We start from the raw sequence: 26,300 nt of genomic DNA on the forward strand, positions 1-26,300 counted from the left end.
ACGAAGAACGGCCCGCCTCCCCGAGGGGGAGACGGGCCGTCCACGGGTAGGCCGGGGGTCAGTGACCGTTCCTGTCTGGTCACTGACCCTGCGGGGCTCGCCTACGCCGCACCTCGCTGCGCTCGGCGCGACTCCGGCTCACTCCTCGGTCAGTGACCGTGCCCGTGGCCGTGGCCGGCGGCCGGAGCGTCCTCCTCGTCCTCGGGCTTGTCCACGACCAGGGTCTCGGTCGTGAGCAGCATGCCTGCGATCGAGGTGGCGTTGACCAGCGCGGAGCGGGTCACCTTGACCGGGTCCAGGACGCCCTCGGCGACCAGGTCGCCGTACTCGCCGGTTGCGGCGTTGAAGCCGGTGCCGGCGCCGCCCTCGCGGACCTTGGCGACGATGACGTAGCCGTTGTCGCCGCCGTTCTCGGCGATCCAGCGCAGCGGCTCGTCGACGGCCTTGGCCACGATCCGCACGCCCATCGCCTCGTCGCCCTTGAGCCCGAGGTCGTCGGAGAGCACGGAGGAGGCGTGGATGAGCGCCGAGCCACCGCCGGCGACGATGCCCTCCTCGATCGCGGCACGGGTCGCGGAGACCGCGTCCTCGATCCGGTGCTTCTTCTCCTTCAGCTCGACCTCAGTGGCCGCGCCGACCCGGATCACGCACACGCCGCCGGCCAGCTTCGCGAGGCGCTCCTGGAGCTTCTCGCGGTCCCAGTCGGAGTCGGTGTTCTCGATCTCGGCCTTGAGCTGGTTGACCCGGCCCTCGACCTCGGACGCCTCGCCACCGCCGTCGACGATGGTGGTGGTGTCCTTGGTGACGACCACGCGGCGGGCGGTGCCCAGCACGTCGAGGCCGACCTGGTCGAGCTTGAGCCCGACCTCGGGGGCCACGACCTGGCCGCCGGTCAGCGTCGCGATGTCCTGCATCATCGCCTTGCGGCGGTCGCCGAAGGCCGGCGACTTGACCGCGACGGCGGTGAAGGTGCCGCGGATCTTGTTCACGACCAGGGTGGAGAGCGCCTCGCCGTCGACGTCCTCGGCGAGGATGAACAGCGGCTTGCCGGACTGGATGACCTTCTCCAGCAGGGGCAGCAGCTCCTGGATCGAGGAGATCTTGCCCTGGTGCAGGAGGATGTAGGGGTCGTCGAGGACGGCCTCCATCGACTCGGTGTCGGTGACCATGTAGGCCGAGATGTAGCCCTTGTCGAACTGCATCCCCTCGGTGAACTCCAGGTCGGTGCCCATGGTGTTGGACTCCTCGACCGTGATCACGCCGTCCTTGCCGACCTTGTCGAAGGCCTCGGCGAGCAGGTCGCCGATGTGGGAGTCGCGGCTGGAGATGGTGGCGACGCTGGCCATGTCCTCGCGGGTCTCGACCTCGCGGGCACCCTCGCGCAGCGCGTCGCCGACGGCCTCGGCCGCCGCGTCCATGCCGCGCTTGAGGGCCATCGGGTTGGCGCCGGCGGCCACGGAGCGCAGGCCCTCGTGGACCATCGCCTGGGCCAGGACGGTCGCGGTGGTGGTGCCGTCACCGGCGACGTCGTTGGTCTTGGTGGCGACCTCCTTGGTCAGCTGGGCGCCCATGTTCTCGAACGGGTCGTCCAGCTCCACCTCACGAGCGACGGTCACGCCGTCGTTGGTGATGGTGGGAGCGCCCCACTTCTTGTCGAGGACGACGTAGCGGCCCTTGGGCCCCAGCGTCACCTTGACGGCGTTGGCGAGCGCGTCGACTCCGCGCTCGAGGGAGCGACGGGCGGACTCGTCGAACTCCAGGATCTTCGGCATATCTGATGCTCCTCAGGATTTGGGGAGACGAGCCTGGCGCCCGGACGTCATACGAGGTGCGGAAGCGGTTCCACGGGTCGTATGACGTCCGGGTCAGGACTGCGTCAGGAGACGACAGCGAGGACGTCGCGGGCCGAGAGGATGAGCAGCTCCTCGCCGGAGTACTTCACCTCGGTGCCGCCGTACTTGCTGTAGATGACCTTGTCGCCGACGGTGACGTCGATCGGGACGCGGTTGCCGGCGTCGTCGACGCGGCCGGGACCGATCGCGAGGACCTCGCCCTCCTGGGGCTTCTCCTTCGCGGTGTCGGGGATGACCAGGCCGGAGGCGGTGGTCTGCTCCGCGTCGAGCGGCTTGACGACGATGCGGTCCTCGAGGGGCTTGATGTTGACCGACACTTCTGATCGACCTCTTTCTCGGTGCTGTGTGTCGTGGCTGACTCATCGGGTGAGGCGCCCGAGCGCCTCGGGGTACGTTCGGTGCGACCGCTGCTCCGATGCACGCCGTCGCGGGGGTCGTGCGCCGGTCACGGGCGCTGGCACCCTCGGGGTGAGAGTGCCAGCACCGACGTTAGCACTCACGGTCCGAGAGTGCCAGAAGCTCATGGCTGCGGGCTTGCGATGATGCGGCCATGGACGTGGCGACCTTCCAGTGGCTGCTGACCGACGAGGGCACCGCACTGCTGGCGGCCGCCGCGCGGGCGCAGGAGCAGGGCGATCCGGTGCGCGCCGCGGAGGAGGTACGGCGCCTCGCGCCGGCCGCCTCCCCCGAGCAGCGCGCGGCCGCCCTCTCGCAGGCGGCATTGCGCCAGCGGGGCCGGGCGAAGCTCGGCGAGGCCGCGGACCGGATGTGGTTCACCCCCGACGGCCTGGAGCAGGCGACCGCTCCCCCGGTGGCCGCTCACCGCGCGGCGCGGCTGGCCGCGAGCGATCTCGCCGACGACCCGCGCGGGGTGGTGGACCTCGGCTGCGGCATCGGCAGCGACCTGATCGCGATGGCCGGCGCAGGGCTGGCCGTGAGCGGCGTCGATCTGGACCCGGTGAGGGTCGCCGTCGCGCGCGCCAACCTGGCCGCTGCCGGGCACGCGGGCGAGGTGCACCGAGCCGACGCGACCGAGGTCGACCTGGACCGCTTCGCGCTCGCCTTCGCCGATCCGGCCCGCCGCGGCGGTCGGGGCCGGACCTTCGACCCCGACTCCTGGACCCCGCCCTGGCCGTTCGTCGAGCATCTGCTGCGCCGACCGGGGGTGGTCAAGGTGGCGCCGGGCATCCCGCACGACCTGGTCCCGGGCGATGTCGAGGCGGAGTGGGTCTCGCTCGGCGGGGAGGTGAAGGAGGCGGCGCTGTGGTCGCCGTACCTCGCCACCGCGCGTCGCCGTGCCACCGTCATCACCGCCGACGGGCAGGTCTCGCTCACCGAGGCCGACGACCCCTGGCAGGGGCGGGACCGGCCGGTGCGGGGGCTCGGCGGCTACCTGCACGAGCCGGACGGTGCGGTGATCCGGGCCGGGCTGGTGACAGCGGTGGCCGCGCTGGCCGACGGCGGGCTCGTGGACGAGCACATCGCCTGGGTCACCTCCGACGCGCCCGCATCGAGTCCCTTCGCCCGCTCCTACCGGGTGCTCGAGCGCCTTCCCTACCGGGAGAAGCAGCTGCGGGCGGCGCTGCGCGAGCGCGGGATCGGGCGCCTGGCGATCAAGAAGCGCGGGGTCGACGTGGTGCCCGAGCAGCTGCGCAAGCGGCTGGCGCTGCGCGGCGACGAGGAGGGCACGCTGGTGCTCACCCGGGTCGCCGGCGAGGGCACCGCGCTGCTCGTGCGGCCCCTGTGATCCGGCTCAGCAGCCCTGGCGCGGCAGACCGGGCATCCGGACCGGCAGCCGGCCGGGAGCCCTCGCCTCACCCAGCAGCACCTCCACCAGGGCCGACATCGCTCCGGGCGTGTTGCCGAAGGCGGCGATCCGCACCGGGGCGCCCACCCGGCCCAGGGAGTACGGCGTGTCCGTGGCCACCGCGATCTCGCCGTCCACGGTGCCGGACTCGAAGCCGCTGAACCCGATCGAGGTCCCCGCGTCCAGTCGCGCCTGCTCGTCGGCCTCCCAGGCCGCGAGCGCCGAGCGGCGCCGGTCCTCACGAGCCTGCCAGGCCGCCCGGCGTTGCTGGTAGTCCGCGTAGGCCTGCTTGTCCCGGCGCCACTGCGCGAGCGCCGCGGTGTAGGCCTGTCGCTCCTTCTTGGTCGCCTTGGGTCCCGGCTCCGCGGGCCGCACGGGACGCGCCACCGCCGCCGGCGCCGGCTCCGGCGTGGCGAGGTCGTCCGGCGGGCTGCGCCGGACCAGCACCTCCAGGCCGGCGCGCCGGGCGGCCGCGCTGAAGTTCGCCACCGCGACGGGGTCGCCCTGGGGAGTCACGGCGCCCCGCACCAGCCGGCCTCTGCAGGGGCCCGCCGTGATCGTGAGCGCGGCGGCGGAGAGCGCGCGCGAGGCCCGCGCGGCCGATCCCGGGGCGCGGTCACGCTGCGGGCCGGTCCGCTGCTGGTGCAGCAGCCAGGCGACCATGCGGGTCGCGGACTGCACGAGCCGCTTCCGGGGCAGCCGGCCCTGCTCGACCGCCGTCACCAGCCCGGCGCGGGCGGCGCGCGGGTCGGGTGGCATGAGCACCACGTCGGCGCCCGCGTTGACGGCCCTCACCGCCGACTCGGCGGAGCCGAACCGGTTGGTCACCCCCTGCATCTCCAGGGAGTCGGTGAAGACCAGGCCGTCGAAGCCGAGGTCGCGGCGGAGCAGTCCGGTGATCGCCTTGCGGGACAGCGAGGTCGGCATCCCCGGCTGGATCGCCGGCACCGCCAGATGCCCGACCATGATCGCCGGCAGGCCGGCGTCCACGGCGTCGGCGAACGGGGCGAGGTCGCTGCGCCGCATCTGCCTCATCGACCGGGACTGGACCGGCAGGGTCAGGTGGCTGTCGCTGGTGACCGACCCGTGGCCGGGGAAGTGCTTGAGGACGGGCAGCACGCCGCCGTCGAGGAAGCCCCGGGACGCGGCGACCACCTGCTCGCCCACGACGGCCGGGTCCGAGCCGGCCGACCGGGAGCCGATCGCCGGGTCGCGGGGACCGATCGTCACGTCCGCGTCCGGCGCGAAGCCGGTCAGGAAGCCCAGCCCGCGCAGCTCGCCCGCGCTGCCGGCGTAGGCACGGCGGGTCACCCGCGTGTCCCCGGCGGCCCCGGCGGACATGAAGGTCGGGAAGCGGGTGGCCTCGCCCTTCACCCGCTCCACGATGCCGCCCTCCTGGTCCACGCCGGTGAGCAGCGGCCAGGGCCGGCGGACCTCCCGGGCCAGGCGCCGGTTGACCGAGCGGATCTGGTCGGTGGAGACGACGTTGCCGGAGAAGGCGATCACCCCGCCCAGGTGCAGCGAGCGCACCAGGCCGACCGGCGCCCGGGTGCCGGAGTAGTCGGCCACGATGACCTGGCCGGCCAGCTTCGGCAGCGGGAGCCGCCGGACCTTCCCCAGCGCCCGGTCCAGCTGCGCCTCGCTCGGCCCCCAGCCCGCGCGCACGCCGATCCGCTCGGCGGGGCCGGGCGGGTCGGGCTCCGCGGAGCGCGATGCCGCGCTGCCGGGGCGGTCCTGCTCCGCCGGGTCGGGCGAGCAGGCCCCGAGGGTCGCCGTACACGCCAGCGCCGCGAGGACCGCGGTGGCTCGTCGGATGCGGGTCACCCGCCTGCTCTCCCTGTCTGGTCGGGGTCTCAGAGGTTCGCGCGCTCGCCGCCGATCGTGGTGTCGGCGCCGTGCCCGGTGTGGACGACCGTCTCCTCGGGCAGTCGGAGGAGCTGGCCGCGGATCGACTCCTTGATCTGGTCCTCGTCGCTGAACGACCGGCCGGTCGCGCCCGGCCCGCCCTGGAAGAGGGTGTCGCCGGTGAAGACGCAGTCCAGGTCGTGCACATAGAGGCAGACCGCCCCCGGTGCGTGGCCGGGGGTGTGCAGCACCTTGACCGCGGCGCCCGCCACCTTCACCGACTGGCCGTCGGCGAGGTCGGCGTCCCAGAGCTCGTCGGGGTGCGTGAGCTCCCACAGCGGCTTGTCATCGGGGTGGAGCAGGATCGGCGCTCCGGTGCGCTGCCGCAGCTCCGGGGCGACGCGGACGTGGTCGTCGTGGGCGTGGGTGCAGATGATCGCCTTCACCTGCCGCCCGCCGACGACCTCCAGGATCGCGTCGACGTCGTGCGGCGCGTCGATGACGATGCACTCGTCGTCGTCGCCCACCACCCAGATGTTGTTCTCCACCTCGTGGGTCTCGCCGTCCAGGGAGAAGGTCCCCGAGGCGGTCCCGTGGTCCACGCGCACGCTCATCAGAGGATCACCACCGAGCGCAGCACGTCACCGGAGTGCATCTTGTCGAAGGCGGCCTCCACGTCGTCCAACGCGATCTCCTCACTGACGAAGGCGTCCAGGTCCAGCCGACCCTGCTGGTAGAGGTCGACGAGCATCGGGAAGTCGCGGCTGGGCAGGCAGTCGCCGTACCAGCTCGACTTCAGCGCCCCGCCGCGGCCGAACACGTCGATCAGCGGCAGGTCGGGGATCTTCATGTCCGGGGTCGGTACGCCGACCAGGACGACCGTCCCGGCCAGGTCCCGGGCGTAGAACGCCTGCTTCCACGTCTCCGGCCGCCCGACGGCGTCGATCACCACGTCGGCGCCCTCGGAGCCGTCGGCGCCGCAGATCTCCTTGATCCGCTCGACCGGGTCCTCCTCGCCGGCGTGGATCGTGTGGGTGGCGCCCAGGCCGGTGGCCCACTCCAGCTTCCGCGGGTCGGTGTCGACGGCGATGATCGTCGACGCCCCGGCGAGCGCGGAGCCGACCACGGCGGCCATCCCGACGCCCCCGCAGCCGATCACCGCGACGCTGCGGCCGCGGCCCACGTCGCCGGTGTTGATGGCGGCACCCAGGCCGGCCATGACACCGCAGCCGAGCAGCCCGACCGCCGCGGGTCGGGCCGACGGGTCGACCTTGGTGCACTGGCCGGCGGCGACCAGGGTCTTCTCGGCGAAGGCGCCGATGCCCAGCGCCGGGGACAGCTCCGTGCCGTCCTCCAGGGTCATCCTCTGGGTGGCGTTGTGGGTGTTGAAGCAGTACCACGGCTCGCCGCGGGTGCAGGCCCGGCACTCGCCGCACACGGCGCGCCAGTTGAGCACCACGAAGTCGCCCGGCGCGACCTCGGTGACGCCCTCGCCGACGGCCTCCACGACCCCCGCGGCCTCGTGGCCGAGCAGGAAGGGGAACTCGTCGTTGATCCCGCCCTCGCGGTAGTGCAGGTCGGTGTGGCAGACCCCGCACGCCTGCACCTGCACCAGGGCCTCGCCCGGGCCCGGGTCGGGGACGTTGATCGTCTCGACGGTGACCGGCGCACCCTGCTTGCGCGCGACCACGCCACGTACCTGCTGCATGCGGCCTCCTCCGGGGTCTCCTGACCTCGCCCACCCTAGGGGCCGCCGCGAGAGCCCGGCGCCCGGTGTCGAGATTTCTGCAACCCGTCCTCCCCCGCTCGGCGTCTTGGGTGCGACAGGATCGAGCGAGAGGGGGTGGCGGAGGTGCCGGAGACGAGTACGGCGATCGGGGTCCGCCGCGCGGGCGGGGACCGGGACACCGAGTTCACCGCCTACATGCAGGCCCGCCGTACCTCGCTGATGCGGACCGCCTATCTCCTGGCCGGCGACCACGCGACCGCCGAGGACCTGGTGCAGACGGCGCTGGCGAAGCTCTACCTGAGCTGGGACAGGGTCCGCGAGCGGGACAGCCTGGACGGCTACGTCCGCCGGATCCTGGTCAACGAGAACAGCTCGCTGTGGCGCCGCGCCTTCAAGCGCTCGGAGGTCAGCAGCCAGGCGCTGCCGGAGCGAGGCGTCAGCGACGAGTACGACGACGGCGTCTCCGCGCAGCTGTGGGCCTTCGTGCAGACCCTGCCACGACGCCAGCGCGCGGTCGTGGTGCTGCGGTACTACGAGCAGCTGACCGAGGCCGAGACCGCCGACGTGCTCGGCTGCTCGGTCGGGACCGTGAAGTCCCAGGCGAGCCGCGCGCTCGCCGCCCTGCGCGAGCGCGCACCCCAGTCATTGAACCCCCGCACCGGAGAGGAGGAGTCCCGATGAGTGCCCGAGACGACGAGCTGGGCGAGCTGATGGGGAGCGCCCTGCGCGAGCGGGCCGACCGCGTCGACGGCGAGGGCGTGACCCTGGACGGGGTGCGCGGCACCGCGCGCACGATCCGGCGGCGCCGCCGCGTGGCGGGGGCGCTGGCGGCCGCGGCCGCGGTCGCGGTCATCGTGCCGACGGCGATGATGGCCGGCGGGGAGGCTCCGCAGCGGCCGCAGCCCGCGGACGCGCCGGAGCCGTTCTCGGTGCGGCTGGACCGCGCCGCCCCGGGCGGCGAGCCGCCCACGGTGGCCTGGATCCAGGGCCGGGTCCTGCACACGCCCGACGGGGAGAGCGTGCAGCTCGCCCGCCGCTACGACAGCCTCACGCGGTTCGGGGAGACCTACCTCGCGGGCTACCAGCGCACCGGCGACGGGAGCTACGCCTTCGACGAGCTCGCCCCCGACGGGAGCGTCGCGAGCACCCAGGTCACCGGCAGCCAGAGCGTCCAGGACGTCGTGGTCCTGTCCGCGGACGGCAGCGTGGCGGCCTGGACGACGCCCCGCGGCGCGGTCCGGGTGTGGACCGACGCCGGCGTCGAGACGGTCGGGCAGGTCCCCGTCACCAGGGGTGGCGGCACCGGCTGGGTAGCGGCGGTGCGCGGCGAGGACGGGTGCACGCAGGAGTGCGAGGTCTACGTCAACACCTGGGACGGCCGGGGGCGGGTGACGGCCTTCTCCACCGACGGCTCCGAGCGCACCCTGCCGCGCTCCATCACGGTGGTGCTCGCCCGCTCGATCGATGGCCTGCTGAGCGTGTCCACCGACCGGACGGCGCCCAACGAGGTGGACTCCTGCGTGGGCGTCTACGACGAGCCGGCGGGCGCCTATGCCTGGCGCAGCTGCATCCGCGGGGTCGGTGGCTTCTCCCCCGACGGCGACTGGAGCGACGTACGCCAGCCGGACACCGACGGGCCGCCGGCCGGCTATCTGATCCGCGAGGCCGCCTCCGGTGAGCAGCACGGCGCCCTCACCACCCGCGGCGACGTCACCAACACCGTCGTGGGCCCGCTGGTCTGGGAGGACGAGGAGCACTTCCTGCTGCCCGCGCGGAGCGCCGACGGCGACTGGATGCTGGTCCGCGGCGACCTGCGCGGCGACATCACCCAGGTGCTGCCGCCGGAGCGCGGCGGCGAGCTCTACGAGGTCCCCTGGGTCCTCTCCGATCGGTGAGGGTCAGGCCGAGACCTGGGTGACCGGCTGGGAGGAGTCCGCGGGGATTCCCAGGCCGGAGGGCGTGCGGCCGCGCTGCACCATCTCCGCCCCGAGCGCGGCGACCATCGCGCCGTTGTCGGTGCAGAGCCCGGGCCGGGGCACCCGCACCCGGACACCCTGGCGCGCGGCCCGCTCCTCGGCCATCGCGCGCAGGCGCGAGTTGGCGGCGACCCCGCCGCCGATCAGCAGGTCCTCGACGCCGCGCTCGGCGGCCGCGTCCAGCGCCTTGCGGACCAGCACGTCGCAGACCGCCTCCTGGAAGGACGCGGCCACGTCGGCCACCGGCACCGGCTCGCCGGCGCGCTCCTTGGCTTCCACCCAGCGGGCGACCGCGGTCTTGAGGCCGGAGAAGGAGAAGTCGAAGCGATGCCGCTCCAGGTCCCGGCGCGAGGTCAGCCCGCGGGGGAAGTCGACGTAGACGCTGCTCCCCTCGCGCGCCGCCCTGTCGATGTGCGGGCCGCCGGGAAACGGGAGGCCGAGCAGCCGGGCCACCTTGTCGAAGGCCTCCCCCGCGGCATCGTCGATCGTGGCGCCGAGCGGGTCCACGCCGCTGGTCACGTCCTCGACCTCGAGCAGGCTGGAGTGGCCGCCGGAGACCAGCAGCGCCAGGCACGGCTCCGGCAGCGGCCCGTGCTCGAGTTGGTCGACCGCGACATGGGCGGCCAGGTGGTTGACGCCGTACAACGGCTTCCCGAGCCCGACCGCCAGCGCCTTTGCCGCGGCCACCCCGACCAGCAGCGCACCGGCGAGGCCGGGGCCGCTGGTCACCGCCACCGCGTCCACGTCGGCCAGCCGCACGCCGGCGGTCTCGGCCGCGCGCTCCAGCGTGGGGACCATGGCCTCCAGGTGGGCGCGGCTGGCCACCTCCGGCACCACACCGCCGAAGCGAGCGTGCTCGTCGACGCTGCTCGCGACAGCGTCGGCGAGCAGCGTGGTGCCCCGCACGATGCCGACACCGGTCTCGTCGCAGGAGGTCTCGATGCCGAGAACGAGGGGGGCGTCGCTCATGGATCCCATTGTGTCCGATGGATGATGAGCCTCGTGGAGGAGATCACCGCGGCCGAGCTGCTCGCCGACCCGCCGACGCCCTATGTCCGCTGGGAGCTGGCCGACGACCCGGTGACCCGGGGGTGGAGGTACGGCGACGCCCTGGTCGTCGAGGTCGCCCGCACGCATCAGGGCTGCCACCGGCACCCCGGCACGACCTGGGTCGCGACCGGCCCGGCCCCCTCGCTGTCCCCGCTGCTGGAGGGGCTGGCGCGGGTCGAGGCGGCACCGGACCGGCTGTCCCTGGAGGACGTCGGCATCACCCCGCCCTGGCCGCAGGAGGTCCTCGGCCGATGGACCTGGATGTGGTCGGATCGTCTGCCCCCGCCGCCCGCCGTGCCCGTGGTCGAGGTGGCCGACGACGCCGCTATCGACGCGCTCCTGGACGCCGGCAACCCGACCTCCTGGGACCGGCCGGGCAACCGCACCGCCGAGGCCTGGCTGGGCGTCGAGCAGCAGGGCCGGCTGGTGGCCGTCGGGTCGATCACCCGGAGGGGCAGCGGCGTCGGGCACCTGCAGGGCGTGACCGTGCACCCGGACCTGCGCGGCCGGGGTCTGGGCGTGGCGGTGAGCGCGGCGCTGACGACGCGGGCGCAGGCGAGCGGGCCGGGGGTGGCGACGCTGGGCGTCTACACCGCGAACACCCCAGCGGTGCGCACCTACGAGCGCTTGGGCTACCGGGCGCCGCACCGGTTCCTGTCCGGGCCGGTCAGGCCAGCGACCGGCTCATGACCAGCGCGTCCGACCCGTCGCGGTAGTAGCCGCGCCGCCGGTCGATCACCGCGAACCCGTGGCCGCGGTAGAGCGCGATCGCGGGCTCGTTGCGGTCGCCGACCTCGAGCAGCATCCTCTCCCCCTCGGCTCGCTCCAGTGCGTCGGTGAGCAGGATCCCGGCCAGGCCGCGGCCCTGATGGTCGGGGCGCACGCCGATCCGCAGCAGGTCGGTCACCTCGCCCGCGGTGCTGGTGACGACGTACGCCGTCACTCCCCGCTCGCCGTCGGCCACCCGCACGCGGCCCCTCGCGACCTCCTCGGCCACCTGGGCGCGCGACCAGGCGGTGAACCCGAACAGCGTGTCCTCCAGCGCGGCCAGGTCCGCCAGGTCCTCCTCGGTGGCAGGCCGGATCACGAGACCCGCTTGGGGGCTCCCGGCATCGCCGCGTCCGGGCGGCGGAGATAGAGCGGGTCCGCGGCGGTGACGGCCGCCCGGTGCTCCCGGACCGCTCGGGCCAGCCAGCCCGCGGAGGGACGCTGCGGCTCGACGCCGGTCGGGAACGCGTCGGGGTAGAGCGTCGCACCCTCGCCCACCACGGGGGCGTCGGTCGCGAGGTTCTCGGGCCGGTCGACGACCGGTCCCTCCAGGCGGCGGCCGGTGGCGTCGTACGTCGCGAGGTAGACCTCCTTGCGCCGCGCGTCCGTCGCGACCCGGAAGTCGTCGGTGACGGCGTCGCGCTGCACGGCCTCGAGGGCGAGCACGTCCAGCGTGCACACGCCGTGGACGGGGACGCCCAGCACCAGCCCGAGGGTGCGGGCGGTCACCAGGCCGACCCGCAGTCCGGTGAAGGGGCCCGGCCCGGTGCCGACGGCGACGCCGGTCAGGTCGGCCCGGGTGCAGCCGGTCTCGCGGAGGGCGGCGTCGATGAGCGGGGCGAGCTGCTCGCCGTGCCGCATCGTCTGCTCGCTGCGCCGCTCCCACACCACGTCGCTCCCGTCGTGGAGAGCGACGGAGACCTGCGGAGTCGCGGTGTCGAAGGCGAGGAGCACCGGGTGAGCCTACCGCCGAGACCCGCCCGGTTCCGGGCTATTCGCCCAAACCGGGCGACGTGGTGTCGCGGCTCATCCGTCGTACCCCTCGGGCAGCAGCTCCCCCACCGGGACCGGCGTCGCGACCCGGTTCTCGGGCGGGGCGAGCGGGCACACCCAGCGGTGGTCGTAGACGCAGGAGGGGTTGTAGGCGAAGTTGAGGTCGACCACCCAGGCCTCCCCCTCGCGGCCGAGGTCGCTGCCCTTGACCGTGTCCAGGACGTAGCGGCCCGCGCCGTAGGTCTCGGCGCTGCCGTCGCGCAGCGGCAGGAACAGCCCTCCGCCGTAGGACTCCAGCCACCACACCGCCACGCTGCCCAGATCGCCGAGCCGGACGGTGCCGACGCCGCTGAACGGCACGGCCCCGTCGGTGCCGGACTGGAACTCCCAGCGGTCGAGGTCGGCCGGCTCGATGGGCGCGGTGAACCGAAAGGCGGGGTCGTAGTCCGCGTGCCGCAGCGCCTGCCCGGGACGGCGCGGGCTGGCCGGATGGGTCTCGAACAGCTCGGTGCGCCCGGCGACCCAGAGCTCGTGCGCGCTCGCCGGGTCGGCCTCCGCACGGACGGCGGCGTAGAGCGCCTGGACCTCGCGGCGCCAGGAGGCCACCTGCAGGGCGGGCGGGTAGTCGACGTCGTCCACGTCCGCGACGCTAGCGGCTCCAGGTGCGCGCGACCCGCTCGGCCACGTCGGCGAGCGCACCGGCGGGGTCGGCGAAGGCGCGCTCCTCACCGGCGACGTCGAGCAGGGAGTAGGCCGACTCGACGCCGAGGGCGCGCATCTCCCGCGCTCCGACGTCCACCCGCCCGGCGAGCACGATGCAGGGCCGGAGGGCCTGCTCGGCGGTCTGGGCGACGCCGTACGGCACCTTCCCGCTGCGGCTGGAGAAGTCGAAGGCGCCCTCCCCGGTCACCACCAGGTCCGCCTGTCGCGCCCGCTCCGGGAGCCGGACCGCGTCGGTCACCAGGTCGATCCCGGGCTGTCGGCGCGCGCCGAGGAGCAGGAGGCCGAAGCCGAGGCCGCCTGCGGCGCCCGCCCCCTTCTCCAGGGAGGTACGGCGGCCGGCGAGCTCGGCGAAGGACTCCAGCACGCCGTCCACGACCACGATCCGGTCCTCGCTCAGCCCCTTCTGCGGGCCGAACGTCTTCGCCGCACCGAACAGACCGGTCAGCGGGCTGTCCACGTCGCTCGCCGCGACCAGCCGCACCCCGGCCACCCGCTCGCGGGCGCCGGAGAGGTCGACCGAGGAGACTCCGGCCAGGCCCGCGGCGCCGCCGTCCAGCGGCCCGTCCGCGGTGGCGCCCAGCGCCGCCAGCAGCCCGGCCCCGCCGTCGGTGCTGCCGCTGCCCCCGAGACCCACGACGACCGTCTCGGCGCCCGCGTCGATCGCGGCCGCGATGAGCTCGCCGACACCGCGGGTGCCGGCCTCCTCGGGCCGGTCGGTGCCGCTGAGGTGCAGCCCGCAGGCCTGCGCGCTCTCGACGTAGGCGGTCCCCTCGGCCAGCAGCACCGTCGCGGGCACCGGGTCGCCGAACGGCCCCGCCACCGTGACCGCCAGCAGGTCCCCGCCCAGCGCGGCGTGCAGGACGTCGACGAAGCCGGGCCCGCCGTCGGCCATCGGCGCCTGGTCCAGCTCGTCGTCCGGCGCCCGCCGGGCCCAGCCCTCGGCGATGGCGGCGGCGGCCTGCACCGCGGTGAGGGTGCCGGCGAACTTGTCCGGGGCGATCAGCACGCGCATGGCCTCATCCTTCCCCAGTACCGGTGGCGCGTGCGGAGGCCTCGGTGCGCTCGACCAGGTCGGCCACGACCGCCGCGAGGTCCCCGGTGCGCTCCCACGCCTGCCGCTGCAGCCGGGCCCCGCTGCCCCGGGCGAAGAGCCGCTCCAGGCCGCGGGCGGCCAGCTCCTCGTCCCCCGCGTCGGCGAGCGCCGGCCGGACCGTGGCGACCAGGGCGTCCAGGGCCTCGGCCGCCGGCACCAGCGCGCCGGAGACCGGGTGCACCAGGTCGCCGCCCACGCCGTACCTCGCCGCGCGCCAGTGCGCGCCGCGCAGCAGGTCACTGCGCCAGACGGGCACCTCGGCCTCGGGATCGGCCACGGTCTCCACGAGCGCCCGGGCCAGCGACCCGACCAGGATCGCGTCGTCGACGTCGGTGCAGACATCGGCGACGCGCAGCTCCACGGTGGGGAACTCCGCGGACGGCCGTGCGTCGAGGTAGAGCATCCCGTCGTCCAGCGCCGACCCGATCTCGGTCATCCGCCGGGTCACGCGGTCGTACTCCTCCGGCGAGCCGAACGGCTCGGCCTGCCCGGCCGCGGGCCAGCGCGACCACACCTGCTGGCGCCAGGAGGCATAGCCGGTGTCGCGCCCCTCGGAGTACGGCGAGTTCGCCGCCACCGCCACCAGCAGAGGCAGCCAGGGCCGCAGCCCGTCGATCACCCGGATCTGCTCGGCCCGGTCGGCACAGTCCACGTGCACGTGCATCCCCAGCGTGCCCGCGGCCAGCGCGGTGTCGCCGAACTCCTGCACGATCCGCTCGTATCTCGCGTCCGGGGTCACCGACGTGCCCTCCGACGCCAGCGGGGCCACCCCGACGGCGACGGCCCGGACGCCGGCCGCCTTTGCGGCCTCGATGGCGGTGACCCGCGCGGCCCGCAGCTGACGGCCGAGCTCGGGCAGGTCGGTGCCGGGGTCGGTGTGCGTCTCGACCATGTGCTGCAGCAGCTCGCCCTCGAGGTCGGTCTCGGCGCCCTCGCCCCGGGCACTCGGGCTCGCCTGGTGTCGGTGCAGCACCCGGGAGGACACACTGGCCATCTCCCCGCTCCCGGGGTGCACCAGCAGCAGCTCCTCCTCGATCCCCACCGACCGCACCATCGACGCCTCGTCCGCGGGTCCACCCCCCGATCGCTCGGCGGGAGCCTAGTGTCGGTCCGTGACCGACCGCGCCAGCACCCTGGTCCGGCCGATGCTGCCCGCAGACGTCCCGGCGTCCGAGCGGATCAGCGACGAGAGCTACTACGGCGTCGACGTCGCCCACGGGCTGCCCGGCACCCTGGTCCCGGCCCGGCGCTCGGAGGCGGGCAGCGCGTCCTGGCGTCGCCGTACAGCGCATCTGCTCGGCACCGACCCCGGCGGCTGCTGGGTCGCCGAGACCGACGGCGAGGTGGTGGGCTTCGCGGTCTCCTTCCGCCGCGAGCTGATGTGGCTCCTCGCCTCCTTCGCCGTGCGCCCCGACCTGCAGGGCGCGGGCATCGGGGCCGCACTGCTGGACGCCGCGAAGGAGTACGGCGCCGGCTGCCTGCGCGGCATGCTCGCCGCCTCGGCGGACCCCGCCGCCGTCCGCCGCTACCGCCTGGCGGGCTTCACCCTGCACCCGCAGATGCTGCTGCACGGCACCGTGGACCGGGCCGCCCTCCCGGCGCTGCCTCATGTGCGCGAGGGCACCGAGCGGGACCTGGACCTGATGGACTCCGTGGACCGGCACTCCCGCGGCGCGGCCCACGGCCCCGACCACCCGGTGCTCGCCTCGCTCTTCCGGCTGGTGGTCGTCGACCGCCCGTCGGCCTCCGGCTACGCCTACCTCGGCGAGGGCTCGACGCCGGTCCTGCTCGCCGCCACCGACCGGCGTACCGCCTCCTCGCTGCTCTGGGAGGCGCTCGCCTCGGCGCCCGGCGACCGGCCGGTCACCGTCCCCCACATCACCGCGGCGAACGAGTGGGCGCTCGACGTGGGCCTCGCCGCGCGGCTGTCGGTCCACCAGCTCGGCTACCTGTGCCTGCGCCGGATGCGGCCGCCGGCGCCGTACCTGCATCACGGCTCCCTGCTCTGAGCCACACCGGGCACCGGGGGCCGGCGCCACTACGATGAGCCCATGTCGACGGCTCCGCTGCCCCTTCTCCCCCTCGGCCGAGGCCGGGACCTGAGCGCCGAGCGCGGCGTGGAGTGTCCCGGTGACCTGCCGGCCGCCTCCGACCCCGACCTGGTCGAGCGGGCGCGCGCGGCCAAGGAGGCGCTCGGCGAGCGGGTCTTCGTGCTGGGCCACCACTACCAGCGCGACGAGGTCATCCAGTTCGCCGACGTCACCGGCGACTCCTTCAAGCTCGCCCGGGACGCGGCCGCCCGGCCGGAGGCGGAGTACATCGTCTTCTGCGGCGTGCACTTCATGGCCGAGTCCGCCGACATCCTCACCTCCCCCGAGCAGCAGGTCGTGCTGCCCGACCTCGCCGCCGGCTGCTCGATGGCCGACATGGCGCGGATCCACCAGGTCGAGACGGCCTGGGACGCGATGGCCGACGCAGGCGTGCAGGACCGGGTCGTGCCGGTGACCTACATGAACTCCTCCGCCGACATCAAGGCCTTCTGCGGCCGCAACGGCGGCGTGGTGTGCACCTCCAGCAACGCCGACGTCGCGCTGGAGTGGGCGCTGGACCAGAAGGAGGACGCCAAGGTCCTCTTCCTCCCCGACCAGCACCTGGGCCGCAACACCGCCGTGCTCAAGCTCGGCATGGCCCTGGAGGACTGCGTGGTCTGGGACCCGCTGCAGCCGGGCGGCGGGCTCAGCGCCGCGGAGCTCGAGAGCGCCCGGATGATCCTGTGGAAGGGGCACTGCTCGGTCCACGGCCGCTTCTCCGAGGACGTGGTCGACGAGCTGCGCGAGCGGCACCCGGGCATCAACATCCTGGTGCACCCCGAGTGCAAGCACGAGGTGGTGCTCAAGGCCGACCTGGTCGGCTCGACCGAGTTCATCATCAAGACCATCGAAGCCGCGCCCGCCGGGTCGGTCTGGGCGATCGGCACCGAGCTCAACCTGGTCAAGCGACTGGCCGACGCCCACCCGGACAAGGAGATCGTCTTCTTGGACCGGAACGTGTGCTACTGCTCGACGATGAACCGGATCGACCTGCCGCACTTCGTCTGGGCGATGGAGTCCCTGGTCGACGGCACCGTGGTCAACCGGATCGAGGTCGACCCGGACACCGAGCGCGAGGCGAAGGTCGCCCTCCAGCGGATGCTCGACCTGCCGGGCAAGTCGCACCGCGACTGACGGCGGAGACCACACCGGCGTCTAGCACGACGAGCGGGAGGTGACCCGCACCGAGTCCACGCCGTCCTGTCGATAGTGCCGCTCGCCTTGCCGGTAGTAGATGCGCACTGCTCGCGCGGAACCATCACCAGACACCGCACGCAGGCCGGTCCACAGCGTCACGACCTCGTTCGGTCCCAAGACCGTGCGCGAGGCAGATCGGCCCGTCGCGAACTCTTGACGGAGATCACGGCCGAGGGGCGGCCAGCCGTCAGCGACCACCTGACTGTTGGGCGTCGAGGCAACCACCTGTGAACCGACAACCTCCATGCCGCGTGCTCCAGCCAGTCCCACGCGGGTGATGACGACATCGGAATCGGTCACGTTGCGCAGATCCATGGCTCCGAACGTCTTCGCCCCGTCCTTCCCCCGGGGCACGCAGATGCTGCCAGGGGTTCGTCCGACGTCGAGGGCAGACCCTTCACCAGGTGTCCCGGTCCCGGGCCCGCTGGACTCGGTGCAGCTCAGCAGGGCGAGGCAGCAAAGGACCGCCAACCCGATCGCCGTTGCTTTCACCAGTTCTTCGGCTTCATGGCGATGACCCGAGGAGAACCCGCTGGCTTATCTCGCTGCCCGCATAGACGCCCTGGCTTCACGAACTTCCAGTACTGGAAGGCGTCGGAACGAAAGCCCGTCCTGCTGGACAAATCGATACCAATCGCTCCACCAAGTTTGGCCCCATTAAGCCATACCATAGCATTGCTCGATCTTTTCGAAGATTCCGAGCCAGCCGAACGGTACCTGACACAGTGAGTTGCACTCGGAAATGCTACGTTGCGGTGGCGTGTACCACCCTGATGTCGGATGGCTTTAACGCGAAAGGTGAAGGACGGGCCAGGGCTCCGCACCGTTGTGCAATATTTCCCGTACGAGAAGAGAGTGTCCAAGTATCTGGACTTGGGTTTCTTGTACAGTGGCCACCCAACCCCCAAAGTACGTTCTCGGGTGACGGTCCCGCTCCTCGAGAACGACCCATACTTTCCGCTGAAGGAAACCCCGACACCGAGAGAACTGTCTGCCGTCCCCGCGTAGGTAAAGCGAATTTGTTTCCCTACACCTCGACTGAAAGCGTTTCCCACGTTAACCCATCGGTCGCCCAACTTCTTGACCAGTCGTGTGCCAGTAACGGGGCAGCCGTTCGGGAACCCAGCCGCTGCAGACGTTGTGGACCTAGCAGCATCGCGACGATCACTCTCGGACAAAGACACACCTCGACTTGTCACATGAACCGACTTTGTCGGCATCTCAAGCATCTCAGACCCAGGTGACGCGTCTGGAGTTCCCCTCTTTGTGAGGGTCAAGTTCACTTTTTCGCTGGCAACAACGCCGGCATCACTAAGCTCGACCACACCGTCCCCCGCCGACTTCGAGGTGCCACCCACCAGAGTGAGACTGTAGGAAGACTGGGAACCGTCCGCACCTCGTGCGACGACGTCCACGTCGAAGGACCCACCACTAACCATACGGCCAACAGCGTCGCTGGCCGCTAAAGCGAAGCGTCCGGCGCTATCCGTACGACTCTGCGCGATAGTGCGCAATTCGAATGTCGACCCTTCATCCATCGTAGAAAGCGTATCGACCGACGGCCAAAGTTGCGCCTCGACCGCCACACCACTCAGCGGGCGCCCTCCCTCGCTCATTACTTGCCAACGACGAGGGGGCGCTGCGGCGGTGGCTCGACGGAGTCCTCCAAGCCAAAGCCGCCACCCAGAACCAACGACAAAACAGCCGCAAAAGCCGATCGCATATCTTCCCCTGTCCCGAGAACTTATCAAGGAGTCTAGGGTAGGCATCCTTCTCGAGCAACAGGCAGAATCCGTCAGTCGCAGTTGTCGCACTGCCCGGAGGCGGGCAGCGCCATGAAGCACCGGTCGCAGATCTTGGGCATCACATCGGTCTTGGCGACCCGCGGCGTGGGCGCGGCGCGCGTGCCGGCAGGGCGCGGCGCGCGGCTGCGGCCCGCGGCGGCGGACGTCGTACGGCGCGGCGCAACGGCCGAGGGCATCGGGCCGGGCTCGCCGCCGCCCTCGGGCAGCGTCGCGCCGAACCAGCGATAGCAGTCCAGCCGCTCGGAGGCGGCGTGCGCGTCGGGGTCGGCGGGCTCGGCGCCGCCGCGAAGGAACTGCACGCGGCCGGCGTAGCCGGAGGCGACGCGGCCGGACTGGTCCACGCACAGCGAGGCCAGGAACGGCTCGCGACGGTCGACGTTGTCCTGCATCGTCCGGTAGAGCACGTCCCCGAGCCAGTGCCGGGGCTGCTGCCGGGTGCGGATCCGGCTGCGCTCCTGCACCCACTCGGCGAGCTCGGCGGAGGTGATGGTGGCGTGGTAGGTCCCCGCGAGCTCCTCCAGCCTCATCCGTGCGGCCAGCGCCCAGGTGGCGTGTGCGTCCTCGCGGCCGAGCGTCGCGGCCTCGGTCCAGGGAACCTCACTCACATCCAGCGATTCTAGGTCAGGCCGGGCGCATCCCACAGGGCGAGCCAGCGCTGCTGGTCCGGCTCGACCGGCACCTCGCCGGCGACCAGGTCGCGCACCCGCAGCTCGAGCAGGGTGTCCCGGGTCTGCCCGCCGCCGGGCCGCGGCGCGAAGGGATAGAAGGTGCCCTGCTTGTAGAGGTAGACCAGCCCGAACCGCTCGCCGCCGACCCCGGTGAACGGCAGCATCGTGCACAGCAGCCCGGTGTCGAAGCCGGCCTTTTCGAGCGTGGTGTTGACCGCGTGCAGCTCGGTGACCAGGCCCGCGACGTCGGCGGGCCCGTCGGCGCTGCCCAGGTCACGGCGCACGACCAGCCAGGTGTAGCCGAAGTCATCGGTGGTGAACACGACGTCGTCGGGGACGTCCGGGTCGTCGTCGAGCATCCGGCGGATCTCGTCCTCGACCTGGGCGGCGGCCGCGCCGCTGCCTGCGCGGAAGCACACCGTGCCGACCCCGGCGGGCCGGAACCCCGCGGCCTCCAGGCCGATCGAGGCCGAGGGTACGGCGAACAGCGCGTCCAGGTCGGGTCGCCGCGGCTGGCTGCGTCCGGTCAGCGCGCTCCAGAACTTCACCGGCTCGCTCCTCAGGTCGGGCGGGAGAGCTCGGCCTCGATCCGGGCGAGCTGCTCGAGCCGCTGCTGCAGCGGCGGGTGGGTGGCGGTGAGGGTCTTCAGCGTCATGCCCGAGACCGCCGGGGCGATGAAGAAGGCGTTCATCGCCTTGTTCGCCCGCAGGTCCCGCTGCGGCGTCGCCGCGATCTCCCCGCTGATCTTCTGCAGCGCCGACGCCAGCGCGCCGGGCTTCTGGGTGAGGTAGGCCCCGGCCCGGTCCGCGCTGAGCTCGCGGTAGCGCGAGAGCAGCCGGGTGAGGAAGAAGCTGATCGCGTAGACGACCAGCGAGACCGCGAGCACGATGAGGAAGGCCGGCAGCCCGCCGTTGTTGCCCCGGCGCCCGCCGACGGCACCCCACTGGGCGCCGCGGGTGAGCATCCCGGCGACGATCCCGGCCGAGGAGGCCAGGGTCATCACCAGCACGTCGCGGTGGGCGACGTGCGAGAGCTCGTGGGAGAGCACCGCCTCGAGCTCCTCGGGGGTGAGCTTGCCCATGATCCCCGTGGTCACGCACACCACCGCGCGCTCGGGCGACCGACCGGTCGCGAACGCGTTCGGCATCGACAGGTCGGCGATCCCGACGCGGGGCTTGGGCATGTCGGCCTGGGCGCAGAGCCGGTCGATCATCCCGTGCAGCTCGGGTGCCTCCTCGGGGGTGACCTCGCGGGCGCGCATCGCGCGCATCGCCACCTTGTCCGAGGACCACCACTGGTAGAACGCGATGCCGATGCCGACCAGGCCGATGATCGGCACCAGCCCGCCGTAGCCCGAGCTCCCGGCGAGGAACATCAGCGTGACGATCAGCGCCACGAAGAGCGCCCCGAGCAGGAACATCACCGTGGTCATCCGGACGGTGAGGCCGGTGTCGCGGATGAAGCGTGACTGCGCCATCGACGCCCTCAGCGGGTGCGGCCGGTCACGGCTTGTCGCCGTCCTCGACCGTCTTCTGACGCTCGGACTCGACGATCGCGTCGCCGCCGCTGCCGCCGGCCTCGATCTGGTGGCTCTGCTTCATCCTCGCCAGCTCCGCCTCGACGTCGGACTGGGAGCTCATCGACTCCAGCTCACGGGAGATGTCGTCGCCGCGGTTGAGGGAGGTCACGTCGTCGAGCGCGCCGGAGGCGATCAGCTCGTCCACCGCGCCGGCCCGGGCCTGCATCGCCGCGGTCTTGTCCTCGGCCCGCTGGATCGCCTGGCCCACGTCGCCCATCTCGTCGCCGATGCCGGTGACCGCGTCGTTGATCTTGGTCTGCGCCTCGGCCGCGGTGTAGGTCGCCTTGATCGTCTCCTTGCGGGTGCGGAAGGCCTCGACCTTGGCCTGCAGTCGCTGCTGGGCCAAGACGAGCTTCTCCTCCTCGCCCTGGAGGGAGGCGTGCTGGGTCTGCAGGTCGCTGATCTGGGAGGTCAGGCCGGACTTGCGGGTCAGCGCCTCGCGGGCGAGGTCCTCGCGGTCCATGTCGATGGCCTTCTGCGCCTGCTGGGTCAGCTTGTCCGACTGCGACTCCAGCTGCTTGATCTGGATCTCCACGCGCTTGCGGCTGGTCGCGACGTCGGCCACGCCACGGCGTACCTTCTGCAGCAGCTCGGTCTGGCGCTGGTAGCTGTAGTCGAGCGTCTCGCGCGGGTCCTCGGCCCGGTCCAGGGCCCGGTTCGCCTTGGACCGGAAGATCAGCGTCATGCGCTTCCACAAACTCATGGGTGGCCTTTCCTCGCGTCGCTCGTCACGACGCTCTCGGTGCGCCGGCTCCCCCGCCGGCTGGTGCTCCTCCACCCTAGGCCGAAACCCAAGTGGGGGCGAGCAGTGGGCAGTGCCCACCGGATAGTGTCGGGGCGTGTTCCGCCGCCAGAAGCCCGAGCCAGAGCCCGAGACGTCCACCACCCCGGCGGACGAGGGCGTGACCGGCAAGGGCCGCCCCACCCCGAAGCGCCGCGACGCCGAGGCCGCGGCCAAGGCCCGCGCCAAGGCTCCCCGCACCCGCAAGGAGCAGGCGGCCGCCCGTCGCGAGCAGCGGGCCAAGGCCAACGAGCGGGTCCGCGAGGCGATGCGGACCGGCGACGACAAGAACCTCCCGGCTCGGGACAAGGGGCCGGTGCGCCGCTTCATCCGGGACTTCGTCGACGTCCGGCTCTCCTACGTCGAGCTGCTGCTGCCGCTGCTGGTGATCTACCTGGTGCTGGGCTGGACCGGCAGCACCGCCGCGGCCGGGTGGGCCAACGCGGTCCTGCTCGCCCTGCTCCTGCTGGTCGCCATCGACCTGGTGATCATGCGCTTCCGCCTGCGGCGCGAGCTGACCCGGCGCTTCCCGGACGCCCCGCTGAAGGGGACGACGTCCTACGCCGTCACCCGGTCGCTGCAGATGAAGTTCATGCGCCTGCCCAAGGCGCAGGTGAAGATGGGCCAGAAGCTGCCCGAGCGCTACACCTGAGCCGCGCTCAGGCGTCGTAGTCGAGCTCGACCCGCGCCGAGGTCGGGTGGGACTGGCAGGTGAGGACGTAGCCCGCCTCGACCTCCTCGGGCTCCAGCGCCCAGTTGGCGTCCATCTCGACGCTGCCCTCCACCAGCAGCGCCCGGCAGGTGCCGCACACGCCGCCCTTGCAGGCGAACGGCAGGTCCGAGCGCACGGCGAGCGCCGCCTCCAGGACCGGCGGGCCGTCGGGAGGCAGCGCCAGCTCGGTGGTGCGGCCCTCGAGCCGCAGCCGCACCGTCGCGGCCCCCTCCGGGTCGCCTTCCAGCGCCTCGGTCCGGGCCCGCGCCGGCCGCGCGACGGGCTCGGCGTGGAAGAGCTCGGTGTGCACCGAGGTCGCCCCGAGCGCGACCAGCTCGTCGCGCAGCGCGAGCACCATCTCCTGCGGGCCGCAGAGGAACCAGTCGTCCACCTCGCCCGCGTCGCCGATCAGCGGCATCAGCCGGCGCAGCCGCTCGGCGTCCAGCCGGCCGGAGAGCAGCTCCACGTCCTGCTGCTCGCGGGAGAGCACGTGGAGCACCTGCACCCGGTCAGGGAAGGCGTCCTTCAGCGCGGCGATCTCGTCCAGGAACATCACCGAGCGGTGGGTCCGGTTCGCCACCACGAGGGTGACGTGCGAGCGCGGCTCGGTCTCCAGCACGGCGCCCGCGATGGAGAGCACCGGGGTGATGCCGGAGCCGGCCGCGATGCCGACGTACCGCCGCGCCCGGTTCGGGTCCGGCGCCGGTCCGAAGCTGCCCGACGGCGTCATCACCTGCAGGGCGTCGCCCACCTTCAGGCCGGGCAGCACGCCCTCGCTGAAGGCGCCGCCCGGCAGTTGCTTGACCCCGATCCGCCACACGCCCGTGGACGGCGCGACGCACAGCGAGTAGGAGCGGCGGACGCCGTCCTCCCCCACGAGCGTCAGGTGCTGGCCGGGCCGGAAGGCATAGCGCTCGCGCAGCTCCTCGGGCACGTCCAGGGTGAGGGCGACCGCGTCGTCGGTCAGCGGGTCGATGGCGGCGATCCGGAGCGGATGCACCTCGGGCCGGGCGGCCATCAGATGGCCTTGAAGTGGTCGAACGGCTCCTTGCACGCCTGGCACACCCACAGCGACTTGCAGGCGGTCGAGCCGAACCGGCTGGACTCCCGGGTGTCGGGGCTGCCGCACTGCGGGCAGCGCACGCTGAGAGTGAGGGGTACGACGTCGTCGGCCGGCCGCGGTCCGGGCGGGGCGATCCCGTAGCCCTCGAGCTTCTCCCGCGCCTCCTCGGTCATCCAGTCGGTGGTCCACGCGGGCGCCAGCACGAACTCCACGCACACCCGGCGGTAGCCCGCGTCGGTGAGGGTGTCGATCAGGTCCTGCCGGATGGCCTCCATCGCCGGGCAGCCGGAGTAGGTCGGGGTGATCCGGATGTGCACCCGGCCCTGGTCGTCCTCGGTGACGTCGCGCAGGATCCCGAGGTCCTCGATCGTGACGACCGGGATCTCCGGGTCGGGTACGCCGGCCGCCAGCGCCCACGCGTGCGTCCGCTCCATGGTCACCACGTCGCCCCCGGGTGCGACCGGGTGAGGTGCTGCATCTCGGCGAGCAGGTAGCCCATCTGCTCGGTGTGCCGGCCCTCGCGGCCGCGGGCGACGGCGGGCGGCGTCTCGGGCACGCTCAGCGTGGCGCGCTCCAGCACCTCGCCGACCCGGCGCAGCACCGGCTCGCGCAGGGTGGCCGGGTCGACCGCCGTACCGTCCTCGACCAGGCCGGAGCCGAGGTGGGAGCCGTCGAAGAGCTCGGCGGCCCAGCCCCACTCGGCGTCCAGCGCGGCCTGCATCCGGCGGTGGCTCTCCTCGGTGCCGTCCCCCAGCCGCAGCGTCCACAGCCGGGCGTGGTCGACGTGGTAGTCGACCTCCTTGACCGCCTTCGCCGCGATCGCCGCCAGCGTGGGGTCGGTGCTGCCGCGCAGGGCGGTCCACAGCTCGTGCTGCCAGGTCGCGAAGAGCAGCAGCCGGGCGATGGCCACGCCGAAGTCGGTCTGCTCGCGCTCGACCAGGCACACGTTGGTGAAGTCCCGCTCGTCGCGCCAGTAGGCCAGGTCGTCCTCGGTGCGGCCGCGGCCCTCGAGGTCGCCGGCGTGACCGAGCAGCATCCGGGCCTGCCCGAGCTGGTCCAGCCCGATGTTGGCCAGGGCCACGTCCTCCTCCAGCTCGGGGGCGCGGCTGACCCACCAGCCCATCCGCTGCGCGGAGATCAGCGAGTCGTCGCCCAGCGCCAGGACGTGCCGCACGCGGGGGTCGTCGGGGAGGCTCACAGGTGCTCCACGCCCTCGGGGATGTCGTAGAACGTGGGGTGGCGGTAGACCTTGTCGCCCGCGGGGTCGAAGAAGGAGTCGCGCTCGTCGGGGCTCGAGGCGACCACCTCGGCCGCGGGCACCACCCAGATCGAGACGCCCTCGCTGCGCCGGGTGTAGAGGTCGCGGGCGTTGCGCAGCGCGAGCTCGGCGTCGGCGGCGTGCAGCGAGCCGACGTGCACGTGGGACAGGCCGCGCCGGGAGCGGACGAAGACCTCCCACAGCGGGGTGGTGGGCGTGCTCATGCGGTGGCGGCCTCCTCGGTCTCGGCGAGGCGGCGGGCCTGCTTGGCGGCGTACGCCGACGCGGCCTCGCGCACCCAGGCGCCCTCCTCGTGGGCGCGGCGCTTGTGCGCCATCCGCTCGGCGTTGCACGGGCCGCGGCCCTTGATCACCTCGAAGAGCTCGGTGAAGTCGATCTCGCCGTGGTCGTAGTGGCCGCGCTCCTCGTTCCACCGCAGCTCGGGGTCGGGCAGGGTGAGCCCGAGCGCCTCGGCCTGCGGCACCGTCATGTCGATGAAGCGCTGGCGCAGCTCGTCGTTGGAGAAGCGCTTGATCCCCCAGGCCATGGACTGCGCGGTGTGGCCCTGGCCGGACGCCTCGCCGCTGTCGGAGGGGCCGAACATCATCAGGCTCGGCCACCAGTAGCGGTCGACCGCGTCCTGGGCCATCGCGTGCTGCTCGGGGGTGCCGTGGGAGAGCGTGTGCAGGATCTCGAAGCCCTGCCGCTGGTGGAAGGACTCCTCCTTGCACACCCGCACCATCGCCCGGGCGTAGGGCCCGTAGGAGCACCGGCACAGCGGCACCTGGTTGGTGATCGCCGCCCCGTCGACCAGCCAGCCGATCGCGCCGACGTCGGCCCAGGTCAGGGTCGGGTAGTTGAAGATCGAGGAGTACTTCTGCCGGCCGTCGTGCAGCTGGTCGATCAGGTCGGCCCGGTCCACGCCCAGCGTCTCGGCCCCGGCGTAGAGGTAGAGGCCGTGGCCGGCCTCGTCCTGCACCTTGGCCATCAGGATCGCCTTGCGGCGCAGGCTGGGCGCCCGACTGATCCAGTTGCCCTCCGGCTGCATCCCGATGATCTCCGAGTGCGCGTGCTGGGCCATCTGCCGGATCAGCGTGCGGCGATAGCCCTCGGGCATCTCGTCGCGCGGCTCGACCCGCCCCTCGCCGCCGACCAGAGCGCGGAACTCCGGCGTCTCGTCGTCGGCCAGCGGCGGCGCGCCGGTGGTGGTGAAGTCGTTGCCGTACATCGGGGCCAGCCTAGCCCAATGTGACAGATGTGTGCACCCCTGCCGCGTGGGTGTAACACCGCGCCTGCTGGGAGACTGCCGC

28 protein-coding genes are annotated in these 26,300 nt (G+C 72.9%); 7 read left to right on the forward strand and 21 right to left on the reverse strand.

What is annotated here, in order from left to right; all coding sequences use genetic code 11:
- Positions 1–149 precede the first annotated feature (149 nt).
- Positions 150–1,772 carry a chaperonin GroEL gene (gene groL, locus K8W59_RS12930; RefSeq protein WP_223394477.1) on the reverse strand — a complete coding sequence of 541 codons (1,623 nt, stop codon included), beginning with the start codon at positions 1,770–1,772 and terminating at the stop codon, positions 150–152.
- Positions 1,773–1,876: 104 nt separating this feature from the next.
- A complete protein-coding gene (groES, locus tag K8W59_RS12935) occupies positions 1,877–2,170 on the reverse strand; it encodes a co-chaperone GroES (protein WP_223394479.1) in 294 nt (97 codons plus the stop codon).
- Positions 2,171–2,403: 233 nt separating this feature from the next.
- On the opposite strand from groES, the gene K8W59_RS12940 reads away from it, so the two are divergent.
- Entirely contained in the window at positions 2,404–3,600 is a 1,197-nt protein-coding gene (locus tag K8W59_RS12940) for a class I SAM-dependent methyltransferase (RefSeq protein ID WP_223394481.1), read from the forward strand.
- 6 nt (positions 3,601–3,606) lie between these two features.
- On the opposite strand, the gene K8W59_RS12945 is transcribed toward K8W59_RS12940, so the two are convergent.
- From K8W59_RS12945 to K8W59_RS12955, 3 genes are read right to left on the reverse strand one after another with little or no spacing between them, the layout of a single operon-like run.
- Positions 3,607–5,484: a glycoside hydrolase family 3 protein gene (locus tag K8W59_RS12945; protein ID WP_223394483.1), complete on the reverse strand. Its 1,878-nt coding sequence runs from the start codon at positions 5,482–5,484 to the stop codon at positions 3,607–3,609.
- Between the two features lie 29 nt (positions 5,485–5,513).
- Entirely contained in the window at positions 5,514–6,119 is a 606-nt protein-coding gene (locus K8W59_RS12950) for an MBL fold metallo-hydrolase (RefSeq protein ID WP_223394484.1), read from the reverse strand.
- Positions 6,119–7,213 carry an S-(hydroxymethyl)mycothiol dehydrogenase gene (locus tag K8W59_RS12955; RefSeq protein WP_223394486.1) on the reverse strand — a complete coding sequence of 365 codons (1,095 nt, stop codon included), beginning with the start codon at positions 7,211–7,213 and terminating at the stop codon, positions 6,119–6,121. Before K8W59_RS12955 ends, K8W59_RS12950 begins: the two co-directional genes overlap by 1 nt.
- 135 nt (positions 7,214–7,348) lie before the next feature.
- On the opposite strand from K8W59_RS12955, the gene K8W59_RS12960 reads away from it, so the two are divergent.
- Both K8W59_RS12960 and K8W59_RS12965 read left to right on the forward strand, forming a co-directional pair.
- Complete coding sequence (locus tag K8W59_RS12960; RefSeq protein ID WP_223394488.1) at positions 7,349–7,915, forward strand: SigE family RNA polymerase sigma factor; 567 nt, start codon at positions 7,349–7,351, stop codon at positions 7,913–7,915.
- A complete protein-coding gene (locus K8W59_RS12965) occupies positions 7,912–9,129 on the forward strand; it encodes a hypothetical protein (protein ID WP_223394490.1) in 1,218 nt (405 codons plus the stop codon). Before K8W59_RS12960 ends, K8W59_RS12965 begins: the two co-directional genes overlap by 4 nt.
- Before the next feature lie 3 nt (positions 9,130–9,132).
- Here K8W59_RS12965 and tsaD read toward each other — a convergent pair whose 3' ends face one another.
- A complete protein-coding gene (tsaD, locus tag K8W59_RS12970) occupies positions 9,133–10,179 on the reverse strand; it encodes a tRNA (adenosine(37)-N6)-threonylcarbamoyltransferase complex transferase subunit TsaD (protein WP_223394492.1) in 1,047 nt (348 codons plus the stop codon).
- Positions 10,180–10,212: 33 nt separating this feature from the next.
- Between tsaD and K8W59_RS12975 the strand changes: the two genes are divergently transcribed.
- The gene (locus tag K8W59_RS12975) at positions 10,213–10,950 is read left to right on the forward strand and encodes a GNAT family N-acetyltransferase (protein WP_223394494.1); all 738 of its coding nucleotides are present in this window, start codon (positions 10,213–10,215) and stop codon (positions 10,948–10,950) included.
- On the opposite strand, the gene K8W59_RS12980 is transcribed toward K8W59_RS12975, so the two are convergent.
- The 5 genes from K8W59_RS12980 to K8W59_RS13000 form a co-directional block, all read right to left on the reverse strand.
- Positions 10,928–11,347: a GNAT family N-acetyltransferase gene (locus K8W59_RS12980; protein WP_223394496.1), complete on the reverse strand. Its 420-nt coding sequence runs from the start codon at positions 11,345–11,347 to the stop codon at positions 10,928–10,930. The two genes, K8W59_RS12975 and K8W59_RS12980, sit on opposite strands and share 23 nt — an antisense overlap.
- Positions 11,344–11,982, reverse strand: a complete 639-nt coding sequence (gene tsaB / locus K8W59_RS12985; protein ID WP_223394498.1) for a tRNA (adenosine(37)-N6)-threonylcarbamoyltransferase complex dimerization subunit type 1 TsaB — start codon at positions 11,980–11,982, stop codon at positions 11,344–11,346. Before tsaB ends, K8W59_RS12980 begins: the two co-directional genes overlap by 4 nt.
- 72 nt (positions 11,983–12,054) lie before the next feature.
- Positions 12,055–12,660, reverse strand: coding sequence for a DUF1684 domain-containing protein (locus tag K8W59_RS12990; protein ID WP_223394500.1), 606 nt, complete (start codon positions 12,658–12,660; stop codon positions 12,055–12,057).
- A gap of 10 nt (positions 12,661–12,670) precedes the next feature.
- Positions 12,671–13,756 (reverse strand): glycerate kinase family protein, encoded by a 1,086-nt coding sequence (locus K8W59_RS12995; RefSeq protein WP_223394502.1) that lies wholly within the window; start codon positions 13,754–13,756, stop codon positions 12,671–12,673.
- A 4-nt stretch (positions 13,757–13,760) separates the two neighbouring features.
- Entirely contained in the window at positions 13,761–14,891 is a 1,131-nt protein-coding gene (locus K8W59_RS13000) for a carboxylate-amine ligase (RefSeq protein ID WP_223394504.1), read from the reverse strand.
- Between the two features lie 58 nt (positions 14,892–14,949).
- Here K8W59_RS13000 and K8W59_RS13005 point away from each other — a divergent pair, with 58 nt between their 5' ends.
- Positions 14,950–15,846, forward strand: a complete 897-nt coding sequence (locus tag K8W59_RS13005; RefSeq protein WP_223394506.1) for a GNAT family N-acetyltransferase — start codon at positions 14,950–14,952, stop codon at positions 15,844–15,846.
- 42 nt (positions 15,847–15,888) lie between these two features.
- The gene (nadA, locus tag K8W59_RS13010; RefSeq protein ID WP_223394507.1) at positions 15,889–17,061 is read left to right on the forward strand and encodes a quinolinate synthase NadA; all 1,173 of its coding nucleotides are present in this window, start codon (positions 15,889–15,891) and stop codon (positions 17,059–17,061) included.
- A 21-nt stretch (positions 17,062–17,082) separates the two neighbouring features.
- Here the strand turns inward: nadA and K8W59_RS13015 are convergent, their stop codons facing one another.
- From K8W59_RS13015 to K8W59_RS13035, 5 genes are all read right to left on the reverse strand, one after another.
- Positions 17,083–17,439: a hypothetical protein gene (locus K8W59_RS13015; protein ID WP_223394509.1), complete on the reverse strand. Its 357-nt coding sequence runs from the start codon at positions 17,437–17,439 to the stop codon at positions 17,083–17,085.
- Positions 17,440–18,919: 1,480 nt separating this feature from the next.
- Positions 18,920–19,534 carry a hypothetical protein gene (locus tag K8W59_RS13020; protein ID WP_223394511.1) on the reverse strand — a complete coding sequence of 205 codons (615 nt, stop codon included), beginning with the start codon at positions 19,532–19,534 and terminating at the stop codon, positions 18,920–18,922.
- An 11-nt stretch (positions 19,535–19,545) separates the two neighbouring features.
- Positions 19,546–20,145 (reverse strand): PspA-associated protein PspAB, encoded by a 600-nt coding sequence (gene pspAB / locus K8W59_RS13025; RefSeq protein WP_223394513.1) that lies wholly within the window; start codon positions 20,143–20,145, stop codon positions 19,546–19,548.
- Between the two features lie 11 nt (positions 20,146–20,156).
- Positions 20,157–21,074, reverse strand: a complete 918-nt coding sequence (htpX, locus tag K8W59_RS13030) for a zinc metalloprotease HtpX (protein WP_223394515.1) — start codon at positions 21,072–21,074, stop codon at positions 20,157–20,159.
- Positions 21,075–21,099: 25 nt separating this feature from the next.
- Positions 21,100–21,879, reverse strand: coding sequence for a PspA/IM30 family protein (locus K8W59_RS13035; RefSeq protein ID WP_223394517.1), 780 nt, complete (start codon positions 21,877–21,879; stop codon positions 21,100–21,102).
- A gap of 136 nt (positions 21,880–22,015) precedes the next feature.
- Here K8W59_RS13035 and K8W59_RS13040 point away from each other — a divergent pair, with 136 nt between their 5' ends.
- Positions 22,016–22,609 (forward strand): DUF3043 domain-containing protein, encoded by a 594-nt coding sequence (locus K8W59_RS13040; protein ID WP_223394526.1) that lies wholly within the window; start codon positions 22,016–22,018, stop codon positions 22,607–22,609.
- A 7-nt stretch (positions 22,610–22,616) separates the two neighbouring features.
- On the opposite strand, the gene K8W59_RS13045 is transcribed toward K8W59_RS13040, so the two are convergent.
- From K8W59_RS13045 to paaA, 5 genes are read right to left on the reverse strand one after another with little or no spacing between them, the layout of a single operon-like run.
- Complete coding sequence (locus tag K8W59_RS13045; RefSeq protein WP_223394528.1) at positions 22,617–23,687, reverse strand: 2Fe-2S iron-sulfur cluster-binding protein; 1,071 nt, start codon at positions 23,685–23,687, stop codon at positions 22,617–22,619.
- Positions 23,687–24,166 (reverse strand): 1,2-phenylacetyl-CoA epoxidase subunit PaaD, encoded by a 480-nt coding sequence (gene paaD / locus K8W59_RS13050; RefSeq protein WP_223394535.1) that lies wholly within the window; start codon positions 24,164–24,166, stop codon positions 23,687–23,689. The genes K8W59_RS13045 and paaD overlap by 1 nt, the downstream gene beginning before the upstream one ends.
- A 2-nt stretch (positions 24,167–24,168) precedes the next feature.
- Positions 24,169–24,930: a 1,2-phenylacetyl-CoA epoxidase subunit PaaC gene (paaC, locus tag K8W59_RS13055; RefSeq protein ID WP_223394546.1), complete on the reverse strand. Its 762-nt coding sequence runs from the start codon at positions 24,928–24,930 to the stop codon at positions 24,169–24,171.
- On the reverse strand, positions 24,927–25,214 hold the full coding sequence (gene paaB, locus K8W59_RS13060; protein WP_223394548.1) for a 1,2-phenylacetyl-CoA epoxidase subunit PaaB: 288 nt from the start codon (positions 25,212–25,214) through the stop codon (positions 24,927–24,929). The genes paaC and paaB overlap by 4 nt, the downstream gene beginning before the upstream one ends.
- Positions 25,211–26,218, reverse strand: coding sequence for a 1,2-phenylacetyl-CoA epoxidase subunit PaaA (paaA, locus tag K8W59_RS13065; protein ID WP_223394550.1), 1,008 nt, complete (start codon positions 26,216–26,218; stop codon positions 25,211–25,213). Before paaA ends, paaB begins: the two co-directional genes overlap by 4 nt.
- Positions 26,219–26,300 lie beyond the last annotated feature (82 nt).

The organism is Nocardioides rotundus (assembly GCF_019931675.1).
Lineage (GTDB): Bacteria > Actinomycetota > Actinomycetes > Propionibacteriales > Nocardioidaceae > Nocardioides > Nocardioides rotundus.